At 44.5% G+C, this 12,554-nt stretch carries 15 protein-coding genes; 6 read left to right on the top strand and 9 right to left on the bottom strand.

Annotated elements, in window-relative coordinates; genetic code table 11:
• Nucleotides 1-16: 16 nt before the first annotated feature.
• Nucleotides 17-1,207, bottom strand: a complete 1,191-nt coding sequence (locus AC3WQT_RS18280) for a hypothetical protein (RefSeq protein WP_492705819.1) — start codon at nt 1,205-1,207, stop codon at nt 17-19.
• Nucleotides 1,208-1,461: 254 nt separating this feature from the next.
• Here AC3WQT_RS18280 and AC3WQT_RS18275 point away from each other — a divergent pair, with 254 nt between their 5' ends.
• Complete coding sequence (locus AC3WQT_RS18275) at nt 1,462-2,211, top strand: hypothetical protein (RefSeq protein WP_492705818.1); 750 nt, start codon at nt 1,462-1,464, stop codon at nt 2,209-2,211.
• Nucleotides 2,212-2,269: 58 nt separating this feature from the next.
• Nucleotides 2,270-3,373, top strand: a complete 1,104-nt coding sequence (locus AC3WQT_RS18270; protein ID WP_492705816.1) for an acyltransferase family protein — start codon at nt 2,270-2,272, stop codon at nt 3,371-3,373.
• A 24-nt stretch (nt 3,374-3,397) separates the two neighbouring features.
• Here AC3WQT_RS18270 and AC3WQT_RS18265 read toward each other — a convergent pair whose 3' ends face one another.
• The 7 genes from AC3WQT_RS18265 to AC3WQT_RS18235 form a co-directional block, all read right to left on the bottom strand.
• A complete protein-coding gene (locus AC3WQT_RS18265; protein ID WP_492705815.1) occupies nt 3,398-3,763 on the bottom strand; it encodes an agenet domain-containing protein in 366 nt (121 codons plus the stop codon).
• A gap of 257 nt (nt 3,764-4,020) precedes the next feature.
• On the bottom strand, nt 4,021-4,254 hold the full coding sequence (locus tag AC3WQT_RS18260; protein WP_492705813.1) for a hypothetical protein: 234 nt from the start codon (nt 4,252-4,254) through the stop codon (nt 4,021-4,023).
• Nucleotides 4,255-4,777: 523 nt separating this feature from the next.
• Nucleotides 4,778-5,359, bottom strand: a complete 582-nt coding sequence (locus AC3WQT_RS18255; RefSeq protein ID WP_492705812.1) for a hypothetical protein — start codon at nt 5,357-5,359, stop codon at nt 4,778-4,780.
• Nucleotides 5,360-5,368: 9 nt separating this feature from the next.
• Nucleotides 5,369-5,947, bottom strand: a complete 579-nt coding sequence (locus AC3WQT_RS18250) for a hypothetical protein (RefSeq protein ID WP_492705810.1) — start codon at nt 5,945-5,947, stop codon at nt 5,369-5,371.
• 12 nt (nt 5,948-5,959) lie between these two features.
• Nucleotides 5,960-6,775, bottom strand: coding sequence for a TIGR04255 family protein (locus tag AC3WQT_RS18245; RefSeq protein WP_492705808.1), 816 nt, complete (start codon nt 6,773-6,775; stop codon nt 5,960-5,962).
• Between the two features lie 469 nt (nt 6,776-7,244).
• Nucleotides 7,245-7,580: a hypothetical protein gene (locus tag AC3WQT_RS18240; protein WP_492705806.1), complete on the bottom strand. Its 336-nt coding sequence runs from the start codon at nt 7,578-7,580 to the stop codon at nt 7,245-7,247.
• 11 nt (nt 7,581-7,591) lie between these two features.
• Complete coding sequence (locus AC3WQT_RS18235; protein WP_492705804.1) at nt 7,592-7,957, bottom strand: helix-turn-helix domain-containing protein; 366 nt, start codon at nt 7,955-7,957, stop codon at nt 7,592-7,594.
• A gap of 183 nt (nt 7,958-8,140) precedes the next feature.
• Here AC3WQT_RS18235 and AC3WQT_RS18230 point away from each other — a divergent pair, with 183 nt between their 5' ends.
• The 4 genes from AC3WQT_RS18230 to AC3WQT_RS18215 all read left to right on the top strand — a co-directional run bounded on the left by AC3WQT_RS18230 (nt 8,141) and on the right by AC3WQT_RS18215 (nt 11,245).
• On the top strand, nt 8,141-8,317 hold the full coding sequence (locus AC3WQT_RS18230) for a type II toxin-antitoxin system HicA family toxin (RefSeq protein ID WP_492705802.1): 177 nt from the start codon (nt 8,141-8,143) through the stop codon (nt 8,315-8,317).
• Between the two features lie 57 nt (nt 8,318-8,374).
• Nucleotides 8,375-8,797, top strand: coding sequence for a type II toxin-antitoxin system HicB family antitoxin (locus tag AC3WQT_RS18225; RefSeq protein WP_492705800.1), 423 nt, complete (start codon nt 8,375-8,377; stop codon nt 8,795-8,797).
• Nucleotides 8,798-8,875: 78 nt separating this feature from the next.
• Nucleotides 8,876-9,694, top strand: a complete 819-nt coding sequence (locus tag AC3WQT_RS18220; RefSeq protein ID WP_492705798.1) for a DUF4393 domain-containing protein — start codon at nt 8,876-8,878, stop codon at nt 9,692-9,694.
• A gap of 21 nt (nt 9,695-9,715) precedes the next feature.
• On the top strand, nt 9,716-11,245 hold the full coding sequence (locus AC3WQT_RS18215) for a tetratricopeptide repeat protein (RefSeq protein ID WP_492705797.1): 1,530 nt from the start codon (nt 9,716-9,718) through the stop codon (nt 11,243-11,245).
• A gap of 328 nt (nt 11,246-11,573) precedes the next feature.
• Here the strand turns inward: AC3WQT_RS18215 and AC3WQT_RS18210 are convergent, their stop codons facing one another.
• A complete protein-coding gene (locus AC3WQT_RS18210) occupies nt 11,574-11,978 on the bottom strand; it encodes a hypothetical protein (protein WP_492705795.1) in 405 nt (134 codons plus the stop codon).
• Nucleotides 11,979-12,554 lie beyond the last annotated feature (576 nt).

The following is a 12,554-nucleotide window of genomic DNA, read 5'->3' as shown; positions in this document are numbered from 1 at the left end:
TACCCAAGAATTTTGCCTACTGCACCAGCTGCCAGTAATACGTCATCAGGTAACGTGAGCTGCCAACTGAAAAATCCTGGGTCATGTCAGGTGAGAACAAACGGCCACCACTAAACTGAAAATCTGGTGCAGACAAAGCAAAGCCTAGAGGATTGTCTGGTGATTCAAAGATATCGTCCTTGGCAGTATCAAGCAGCCAGCCGACTACATAGCCAATCACCGCCCCCACCACCGCACCTACTATCGTGCCCACCACCGGCATTTCCGACAAAGCCACGGCACCGACAAGAGCGCCTATCCCCGACATGGCGAGTGCCGTTGCCAGTTTCACGACTTCAGCAGCAAGAGTGTCCCACAGCTTTTGCAAAAATTCGATAAAGCCACCATCCACATCTTTTTCTGCCAAAAACACATTCGCCATATAAACCCGTGGCCAGGCAGCAGCGCCGCCAAGATTGAACTTCACAAAGGTGCGGTCAGGCTTGATATCAAAAATCTCGCCATTACGCTTGAAGGTGTGAATAGAAAACTGCGGTGCCTTCACATGCAGTTGCTGCGCGCAATCAACACCATCACCACCGCAATAGATATTGTCGTCGCCCCAGTCTGTCACCTCCCAGCCAAAACGGCGTATCGCCGTCAGGCTCTTCAGTTTCAAATGCAATTCCCTGGCTTTGGGTTTCGCAGTTGCGGGGCTGGCAGGTGCGGCACTCGCCGCCGTATCGGTAAATACACGCCTGAATGCAAGCGCATTCATGATCTCGTTGACCTGCAGTTTTTTATCTGCAGTCAGCAGCACATTCTTGTTCGCCGCATCCCAGCGCATGCCAGCCAGCGTGGCTGATGACAGCTTCAAATCATCAAAATATTTAACCGCCTTTGCCTGCTCAAAAAGATTATCCGGCGCAGCATGATTCAGTTTGAGCGAAGTCCCCGTCAAACTGGCATCACTGATATCCAGACGCCGCCCGGTGGTACGCGAAATACCACTGAGACGCGCCACGGCAGAGCGATTCACGGTCTGGTAAGTCTTTAAAAAATCAAACGCGTCACGCTCTACCCCCTTCGCAGGCAAATTCGTCGCAGGCACATTATTCAAGACACAGGTTGCCCTTTGTATGGACAAGCGCAATACAGAAAACACGCGGTCAGCCATCGCCAGAATTTCAGGATTGGTGCTGGCGCCTTCAAAACAAGTCGCAGTCATGTTATTTCTCCCTAAAATAAAAAGCCATCGAAGCACAAGAGCCTGTGCGTGATGGCATCCACATAGGCTGTCTGCATGCTATACAGGCAGCGTCTCTGTTTCGTCTCTGAGAACATGGCAAGTGCGTCTGGCTTGTGTGCGAGGGAGTGAAATGCTTGCTACTCGTCAATTCTGATATGATGCCGCCGCCTGACGCGGTTTTCACGTTCATCACATTTCAGTGATACTGGCTCTTATATCTATAGAGATTTGACATGACATGTATGACATTATTGCGCCGCCATTCACAGCTTTGCCTGGCTCTTGCACTGAGCAGTGCATCCCTGTTGTTACAGACGGAAGCGCAGGCACAACAAATCATCCCTGGCGAATATGTCAGTGAAGGCGCTTTTAGCAAACTGAATATCACAGCAGACAAGGCTGGAAAACTCAGTTTCAGCATTCATTCTCAAGGTGAAGGTACTTGCGATATCAAAGGTGACATAGTCTCAGGCAAGACAACATTACGAAAAAGCCGCATGAAGCAAAATTGCGTTTTGCGCTTCACCCAAAAGAAAAATGAGATTGCCGTAGACGGCAACATTGATATTTGCGAACAATATTATTGCTCGCTGGCGAGCATCACAGAACAGTACTTCCAACTACCTACCTGCAGCACTGCTGAGCGTGGTCAGGCACGCAAAGAATTCAGGGCCCTGTACGACAAAAAAGACTATGCCGCGGCCCTGGCAAAACTGGAACCTGTACTCGCCAATTGCGGCAAAGTCCTGAATAGACTGGAACTGGGCTGGCTACGCAATGATGTCGCACTCGCCCAATACAAAATGCAAATGCCTGACCGCTGCACGGCAACGCTGCAACCACTGGCAGAAGATGCCGCACTGAGTGACACTATCCTGGCGACCTATTGCGATTCATGCACAGATGAAACCAATACCAAATATCATTCCATGATCAAGGCCACACGTACCAATTTAAAACTCTGCAAGCCAAACAAAAAATAATCACCAGGGCCTGACCTTGATCCAGGGCCGTAATCGACATAAAGAACAGACGCACCTCATGTACACGAAAAGAGTCAACGGCCTCGACACCCTGCGCGCCCTCGCCATATTGCTGGTATTAATGTCGCACTACTGCGGCTTTGTCAGCAAACACCAAACCTTTGGCTTTGCTGGTGACATTGGCTGGGCAGGTGTGGATTTATTTTTTGTATTGAGTGGCTACCTGATAGGCAACCAGATCATGTCTTCCGCTGCCAATGGTCAGGCCCTGTCCCTTAAGAATTTTTTCGCCAGACGCCTGCTACGAACGCTGCCCAATTACTATGTCGTGCTGGCTGTGTATTTTATTTTTCCGGTAGCAATGGCTGGGCGCAGTACCTCACCGCTGTGGCAGTTTCTCACATTCACTCAAAACATAGGGCTGGAATACGGACAAACCTTCACCCATTCCTGGTCGCTGTGCATAGAAGAACAGTTTTACCTGATACTGCCCATAGTCAGCCTCGTCCTGGTCAGACTCAAAAGCCCGCTGTGGCTAGCCTGGGGCCTGCTCATTGCAGCGATTGCTGGGGGCATGCTGTTTCGCGGCATGGCATTTCTGGATGGTCATCCTGCATTTGATGCAGAGATCTACTACTCCAGCTTTGGCCGCTTTGACGAACTACTCCCCGGCGTCGCCATCGCCATGCTCAAGAATTTTCACACAGGTTTATACGACAGACTCATGCGCCACGGCCAGGCTCTGCTCATCACCGGCCTGCTCGCCACTGGCGGCGTCCTGTATTGCATCAACAGCGACGACTACAACAAACTACTGATCGTCAACTCATTGGGCTTTTCACTCATTGCCATCAGCTTCGCCATCCTCACTCTGGCAGCCCTCAGCCCCAACAGCTACCTTCACCGCCTGCGATTGCCAGGTGCAGCACAACTGGCGCTGTGGTCGTATGCTGTCTATCTGGTGCATAAACCTGTGTTCATGTTGATTGGTGAGCAGTTAGCCAGGCGACACATAGATGCAAATGCACCACTGACTATTGTTCTGGTGACTGCTGCGGGTATATTTGGTGGCTGGTTGTTGTATAGATTGGTGGAGACACCATTCATGCAAATACGGGCAAAGTGGTTTACGGGCCCCAGTCAGCAGGCCCAGGTAAATTGAATCATGTTTTCGGTGATGCTAAAACTAGCGTACCTGTATGCGTGACAGGGGAACAATCTCATTGTCATCACTGGAATAGCCGTCATAACCTATGAGATAGTTGGCACCTTCTTTCTTTATCACACGGCCAGGATACCAGTCGCCCTTCCACAATATCTTGATTTTGAGCCTCTCTGGCCCCACCCACTCATCGTCATCGGCGGTATAACCGACATAAGTAATCTTGCACTTATCAGGCGAAGCCTCGGTAATCGTTGCCTTATACCAATCACCTTTCCATAGCACCTGTGTCGCTCGCCCCACCGTACAAAGTTCTGCAAAAGCCGAAGATGAAAAACACAGGGCCAGTATTGTCAGCGAAGACAGTAATGCGGATTTCTTGAAATTCATCACACGCTCCTGAAAGTGGGTAGGTCGGCACGACGACAGACTTATTAAGTCGATATCGCGCAAATCATTTTAGGACCCGGGAAACGGATATGCAAACCAAGAATCACACAAATCAGAGCAGCAAAGTACATGTCAGATAGACAAATCGACAATCGCCGAGTTTCGTTATCTGAAAACAGACCGGCTGGTAAGGACTATAAAACGCGCTCTCGCAGCCCATGGGGCCGGATAGCCATACATCCTCACCTCGATAACTGCTAAACAGAGGTTGCTAAAATCGATTCAATACTGCTGATGTCGAGGTAAGCATCTTGAAATGATTTCCCACTCGGATTAACTAATCGAATCTTTACAATTTTCGAAGCATCAGTTATTTCCCTGACATAGCCGAAATGGGATATTCCACTTTTCATGTGAATTGTTACCGCATTTTTTTTGTCGTCGGTCGAGGATTTAAAATTTAATGCCAGAACTTCATACATAGATTCCATGTCAGTCTCCTTTTTCACTGCGACTCAGATTCACTCGTCACATAGTGTAATGTTAATTCCATAAAAAACAATGAAATCGAAAAAGTCAATTTTTGGAACTTTTTTCCCCGAGAACGAAGATGTTTCAAAAATTATTTAATTGCAAAGAAAATGATTTCGGAAGATGCAAAACAGACTTGAGAGAATCTGGATGAAACTGAGCGAGTCCAGACGAAACAAGATCACGCTAAGTCGTTGAACTTATTGACTTAACATGCTTTTGTAAGTATTTTGAAAAGTAAGTATGTGGTGCCCGAGGCCGGAATCGAACCGGCACGCCCGCTATTAACGAAGCGGCGGATTTTAAGTCCATTGCTTAATTCAATAAAATCAGAGAGTTACCTACATTTCTCGTTCCGCAAATACCTCCGAAGTAGTTGCGCGTGGCCCTTTATTCACGAGGCTTCATATTTTTTTGCGGAACGAGAGGCACCATTAAATGGTAATCAATTTAGTTAGCTTCACCACAGATAACTAGGTTGTTTTAGGTAGTTGTTTCGTTAGTCAAAGCCTCTAGAGGCAATAGACATTCCTTTGCAAGATCATAAAGATGTGATCTCAAACTACGCTCAATTTGCCTGCCACCAGAAATACCTTGGCAAATATCTGCATGAGAAATATCGCTCTCGTTTGCTGTGTCATAAACAAAAAAAGCTCTCGAGTTAGACTGAGATATTATATTCCTAACGATAGATGTTTCAAATTTAACAAACCCCCAGAGTGAACGTTTGGGTCGCTCTGGATTCTTTTCATTAAATTCTTGAGCCCGCAACATACCTTTTTCTATAAGGGCTTCTTTAGTGCTGTATTTTATTCGATTTACTGAAAGTCCTTTATTTGCACTATCATCGAAGGCCACGGGCTTCAATGTTTTACTTGCCAAATCGAAATGCGTTGGGTCGACAATTTGCTGAAATAGTTCTTCAGCATCATCTACTATCCCAGGTGAATGCTCAGAGCAAACTTCTTTTTCCCATGCCTCTAACTGCTGAGAAGTTAATTTCTGCAGATGTTTGCACTTATCTCCTTGCCCCTTATGCTGATCAAAAAAAATTTTTCCACTCATGCACCGACCTTACGCTGCTAACGGTAAATTGCCATTCAATGGCCCCAAATGTTGGTATAACCAACTGACATTCATATCCTCAATGACAAGGTCACTTAAGAATAACTCTTCATTGTTCCGCCTCAATCTGGAGAAAAAAGAGAATGTCCCGTTTGAATCAACATCAATATCAGCATACATTTGCTGATTGTCCCAATACATTCCAATTTCACCGTTATCATTTCTCATTAAAACAGGCAAAGGAATTCCACTCGGGAGCGCATCGATAATTTGTTTTGCGAGTTCTACGTCGGCTAATGCAGGTATTCGTCCGGGATCATAAGAAATGTAGGAGTCCAATTCATTGTAGAGTTCATGCTTTAGGCTCGTAAAACGAATAGGCGTAGGTTTGGAAACAAGTAAATTTGTATTATTAGTAGTCGAGGCGTTTTTCTCGTCAATTCGATAAATAGTCTCGGTGTTTTGCACGTTCCAAACAACCCCCGAATCTTTGGTCGGAGTTTTGTTTAAGGAATCCCATTTTGGACGACTTGTTACTGGAGCAGCAAGCAACGTTGTAACCAAAAGAATTGTGGATACTGGTTCCATGGAATATCCTTTTCAGTCAGAGTTTAATTTAATTTTCGAACAGACAGCTGGCTCTAATAATTTTTTTAGCATCGCTTTGTTTGCTTCATGCAATGAAATAAACATTTCATCTAAAGCGTGTTTATTTTTCATATGTGACTGCCACATCACCATTTCTAAGTTTGCTCGATGAGACCCAACAATTCGAATTGTTCTTTCGCCACCAACATCTTGCATGTCGACATTTATGTTTTCAAGTAGTTTATGTGGCAACGGAACCGAGTGATCTTCAAGAAAACCATGATGTAAGTGCCAAAGCCCATTTTGCTCAAATACATTTGGGGGCATGTATCCCCCATCAGAGAATATTTCCCTTAAATTGATTTCTGATGGATCGTCCTTCCAACTAAATATATCGATATATTGCAAGCCGACAACATTTATTCCTCTTTTAGGTGCAATTTCATTTAGCGCAATTTTTAAATACCCTTGCACATCATCGAACACTTGCTCCCAACGGGTATAGTCTGGTATTGAAATTAGACAATTTTGTTTGTCGATGGTGACGCTACGAGAACTTGTATCTAACCCAAATGCTCTCGCAAACATATGTCCTGAAACTTCAGGCTGCGCATTTGCATGTCTTTTACTTACACTATGAGCCTCTAAATTCAGAGCAATCGACGCCTGTTCTCGATGCTCCAGCAATCCAGCGTTTGCAAACTTTGCAGCTAGTTTCTTTACGCCTAAAAGATCACTTTGATTAAGTGGTTCAGCCCATTCGAGAGCAAAAAAAACTGATTGAACGGCATGATTTCCAGCGTAAGGATAAAGGTTTTCAATGCTCATATTATATAAAGTATATCATTTTATGCAATGCGCTCAAGAGGAGTATCAATTGTTGGTTGAGCAAGTAAAATAAAAATTACTCTAAAGCGTAAAGGATCAAAAATTCGGTGCCTAGTTCCAATTCTTATGAATTGTCCTATGGGCTCTCGATCATACATGTTTTTTGCTAGGTTTTGATAACGCAATTGATTAATTGTTTTTCACGTAGCTGATTTTAAAAGCAATTTTGCAGTTAAATTAGCTTAATAATGTGATCGCAATCTTGTGAGTGATTAAGTTCAAGCGACTTCTCTATTAGTAATAAAATAGCATGCTTTAACAATTATTAGTGAAAAGTCATTTAATATATGCATAGCAACAACATATACCGTTAATTTCATTCCTCAATTGAGGAGGAAATAAATCAACTTCTTCGCTTTACCATTTGGTTACACTAATTCGAGACCAAATATATGAACTTCAAGTGAGACTACCGCCCCTCAGGCATCGCTGGCGGGTCATCAAGCATACAAAGCCAGGATTGAGCATATCGCGCATCTCCATCCACGGTTTTAACCATCTCAAATCCAGTTAACATAAAGCGCTGTTCATTCATCCATAGCACATGACAATCAAGCAAAACTAGATTGCTGACCATTTGCCCCTCAGGGATGAAATAGGCGCGGATTGAATTTCGATGCGTGCCGTTATCAGTAGAATCACCAATCTGCAGCGTACCGAACGGCGGGCGATTGAATCGATCATAGAGCATGCTCTTCTTGAGTTCGATTCCATTCTGCATCATTCTGACCAAGTGAACTTTCATAGACGATCGCCTTAGGGGGCCTTGAGTTCACTCATCAGCCTGGCATTGCGGCGTTGCCGAGCTGCGGCCAGTGCTTTGAACTCAGCAATATCGTCGCTGGCCAGTCCGCTCATCAGCCCAAGCCACTCACTCTCACACTCTGAAAGAACTCTTGGCACCTCTACATCTGGATTCAGCAAGTCTTTTTCACGAAGGTCGCTTACTGTCATTCCGAAGTAATCAGCAATCGGCTTTAGGGTGCTACAGCGTGGCTCGGCAGTTTCTCCGTTCATCATTCGTTGAATAGATGGTTGAGGTACTCCGGTTGCGAGCGCCAAAGCGTTTCTGGTCATGCTGCGCTTATCGAGTAAATATTGAATGTTTGTACGGGTATGCATAACTCATCTTAAAAATACTGTATATGCAATCAGTATAATTTAAGATTTTCAGCATAGACAACCACTTTATTGCTAGGCGCGCTTGTCCAATCAAATATTTAAACAAAAATGTTTAAATAATGCTTGATAGTTTAAACAATTTTGTTTAAACTATCTTCATCGTCAACAACACAAGGAGGTGCGGTGAAACAGAGCGAGTTTGTAAGATGGTTGAAAAACCAAGGTGTAGTAGTTAAGAATGGCACGAAGCATTTAAAACTCTACGCAAATGGAACCCAATCAACCTTAAACAGACATCCATCGGAAGAGTTAAAAACTGGAACGGTGGAAGCGATTAAGAAACAACTCAAACTGAAATAGGAGGCAACCCCGAAAGGGGTTGTTCTCGACCGCACCTCCATAGATAAGGAAATTTTTATGCAATATCCAGCTACTTTTGCGCCCGATCCTTCAGGCGGATTTGTCGTTACTTTTAGAGATATACCGGAAGCGATTACGCAGGGTGAAACAGTTGAAGAGGCACGCCAGGCGGCGCAGAACGCGTTGGTTACAGCGATGGAGTTCTACTTCGAGGACAAGCGCCCTGTTCCGCATCCGTCTGCTGTACAGCCTGGGGACGTTGGCATCGACTTGCCACTTTCAATTTCTGCCAAAGTGCATTTGTTGAATGAAATGTTGGCACAGAAGGTTTCAGCATCTGAACTTTCCCGCCGCCTCAATACGTCCCCGCAAGCAGTAAATCGCCTGGTTGACTTACAGCATGCGACAAAGATTGATGCGATTCAAAGTGCGATGGAGACACTTGGCAAAAAGCTATCCATTGAAGTAGTATCGAATTGATACAAATAACAGTCTTTCTTAAAAGTATTTGCTTTTGCATATGATGAGCTCGCCTTTCAATCGATTCCTGGAGTAGCAATGACCGAAGAAAATAAAATCAGAGATGTAGTTGATGCAGTCACAGGCGTCGCAAAAGCAGTGCCCGTCTATCAAGATGTAGTTCAACCTGCTGCCCAAGAAATAGGGAAAGCATTACAAACAGTTGCAAAAACTGTTCACGTTATGCTGGCCCCAGTAAGTGCGCTTGTATGGGGTTACGATCAAATGAAAGATTTTGTTTCAACTAAGGTATCTGAACGCCTAAAAAATGTTCCTCCTGAAAATTTGATTCCACCAAAACCGAATGTAGCTGGCCCGGTGCTTGAAGCACTTCGTTATACAGGGCACGAATCGTCTTTGAGCGACCTCTACGCAAACCTTTTGGCTTCGGCAATGGATGCAAGTACCGCCAGAGGCGCGCATCCTGCTTTTGTTGAGATCATAAAGCAGATTACTCCTGATGAGGCTAAGCTAGTTACATTGTTTGCGACAGACACTCCCTTACCACTGATCAGTGTTGGTTGGAAGTTCAAACCAAACAAAGAGAATCATGAAGGCGGAGTAACGGCTCTTAGAAATTACTCGCATCTTGGCACGTTGGTAGGGTGTCAATATCCTGATATGACTCCAACATACATAGATAACTTATGTCGATTAGGTTTGGCATCAGTGCCAATCTATGGACAGTACACAGCCAAGGGCGTCTATGATGCATTGGAAAATGATGCAATAGTTAAAGGAATACGAACAGTCTTTGACGCCGACCCGATTAAAGAATCTGTTGTTGAGAAAAAAATTCTGCAAGTTACTGACCTGGGGAAACAATTTGCAAATATCTGTATTATTCAAAAACAATAAAACATGGAATGAAGCAATTAAATGACTATTGAAACAAGTAATTTATCGCTTCCCAAAAATGACATTGAACAAATGCTCGGGATGTTCTCAATTGGTCGCTACGCTGAACTGGAGATTCTTTCCAAGGACCGTTTAGGTGAATTCCCGAACTCCGGCTTTCTATGGAAGATATTGGGCGCTAGCTTACAGGTTCAAGGGAAAGAATCCTTGGCAGCCCTGCAGAAGGCGGTTGAACTGTCGCCTGGTGATTCCAATGCACATAGTACGCTTGGGAATACCTGGCAGAATCTGGGAGAGTATGAGAAGGCGGCAGCAAGTCACCAGCAAGCGCTCGCGCTCAATCCTGTCGATGCGGGAGCATATTGCAACTTAGGGAATGCACTGAAGGCACTTGGCCAGCATGACCAGGCCTTGAATGCTTATATGCAAGCTCTGGGAATTAACCCGAACCTGGCACAAGCGCACCAGAATTTGGGAGCAATTTTTCTTGACGCGGGGATGTATAAGGACGCAGCGCTGGCGGCATCCAATGCGATCAAGATTAATCCGAATTATGCAGAGGCGTATGATTGTCTGGCAATTGCATCGGTAGAAACAGGACAAGTTCGGGAGGCTCTAAATTCTTTGGACCGCGCATTATGTATCAATCCGGCTTTTGCTAATGCACACTATCATCGAGCATTCACAGCCCTTTATGCCGGCGACCATGCGACAGCTATTGCTGAGTTTATTTGGGTAATTACGAACGGCCCGGACAATCTAAAGTTAGAAGCTTCTGTTTATGGTGCTGTGCTTCGCTATACTGCGGGCGATTTACAAAGCTGCAATCACTTGTTGAATCTGTCGGCATCGATTTTGAATCTGGAAAGCGAACATAAAAATGCCTGCGTCTACTGGCGATATTTGACGCTCTTGCTTTCAGAATTTCCAGGCATCCCAGCTCCAAGTCTCCCGACACTGCATGTTATTGGTGACAGCCACAGCCTCAGCGCTGCGCATACGATTCTCAATTACGAGGGCAAGCAACTCAGAAGTCAAACAGAATGGATAATCGGCTGTAAGGCCTGGCACCTTGGAAATGAGCATGCGAACAGATACAAGTTTCAGTTTGAAGATGCTATGGCTCGTCTGCCTAAAGGCTCAACCGTCTTGCTGATGTTTGGAGAGATCGATTGTAGAGTGGACGAGGGCATTCTTAACACTTGGAGGAAGAATCGTGACCAAGATATCAGTGCCTTAGTCTCCAATACAGTGACCAGGTATTTCGAATACGTGTCATCGGTTGGCGGCAAACATGGGCACAGCCTTATTTTTGCTGGAGTTCCCTGCCCAGCAATTGACCTCGCAACTATACCGCAAGAGGAAGCTGACAAATTGATTTTGACAATTCGTAAATATAACCAGCAATTAAAACATAGGTGCCTAGTCCGTGATTCTACATTTCTTGACTTCCACGGAATGACTGATGCAGGCAATGGCATGTCAAACGGCAAGTGGCACCTTGACCTGTATCATTTAACCCCAGGCATGTTCACATCCATAAAAATTTAAGTAAGAACGGAGAATTAAAATTGAGCAAATCACACTTTTCTTTCGACGACCCATTCACTGAAGCGATGCATGGTTACATGCGAAACGCAAAAATATCTTTTGCGATAGCAGTCATTGCCTGTCTTGCAGCTATTGCAATTCGCTTTTTGGGATCAGAACATCGTGGCATTTATGGGCCACTTATCGAGCAATTCCAGTCCTTTGTCTCGGTCGGCCTAATGGGAATAACTGCAATATGCTCTTTTATCGCGGCGTTTTTTCTTGCATGTATTAAGTACTACCAAACATGGCCAGCTCGATTCTAAATGGACATATCTCACTCAATTTATTAAACCTCTGGCAAGGCTGATGGGCGGTCATTATCCTGTACTGCTGCCCGTGCCATATCATCGGCCACAAAGATTAACTTGCTAAAATTACTGTCGAAATTTGCGTTGAACTTTATGGGATCCCAAATTTCTACGTTGAGCTCCGGGTCTTCAGTGCCATATTCAATACTCACACTAGCGCATTTCGCACCCACTGCTCGGGCTTTCTCAATTGGGCGTTCTGCCGCCTCCAAGACCTTGTCACGAACGACTTTCTTGATGCTATTGATGACATCATTTACTGCCACATCGCTGCCAATAAAATGTTGAATTGAGATAAATACCTTTGCTTGCCGTATCGAAACTATAGGTTTCGACTCGACACACCTGTCCCTTACCACCAAGTTAGTGATAATATTCTTCACGTTACGTCCTTTTTTTGAAATTTAGGATTCGACAGGCCCCGTCCTTGCCGCCACAGCTGTTCGGGGTTTTTTATTGTCCAATACTTTATATTGCCATCTCGGTTTTCTTCTATAAACCACAACTTTTTCAAGAAGTTGTGAATGCCAGTTGACGCCCTGATAAAACTATACAGCAGTTTTTTCGCCGGTCCATATGCAATAAATAGCGAAAAATGGGCTATTTAGTGCAATTTTCAATGTTTTTGTCAGAAAACTTAAACGACACGGATTTGTCGCAAAAAAACATTAGCTTTCGCATCTTCGCAAACCGTCCACAACGCACGTAAATTGTTGATTTCCAAGGAAACACTGATTTGCGTACTTCAAAACTTACAAAACAGTTTCCATAAAAATTTATGTAATGATTTATGGAAACAATTAACGAGTTTCCACAAAACGCAATCGCAATTTCTCGAAATCGTGACATCGATTTTAGGTATTTCGCAATTGCGTTTTGATGCAAAAATTTTTAATTCTTTTTGATTTTTCGTTGCGCTCCTGCCACAAACGCATAAAAATTGTACCAACTCCGCCAGT

The sequence above is a fragment of the Undibacterium sp. FW305-107 genome (assembly GCF_058788535.1).
Note: the sequence above shows the minus strand (reverse complement) of the source record. Positions and strands in the feature narration are given on the sequence as shown.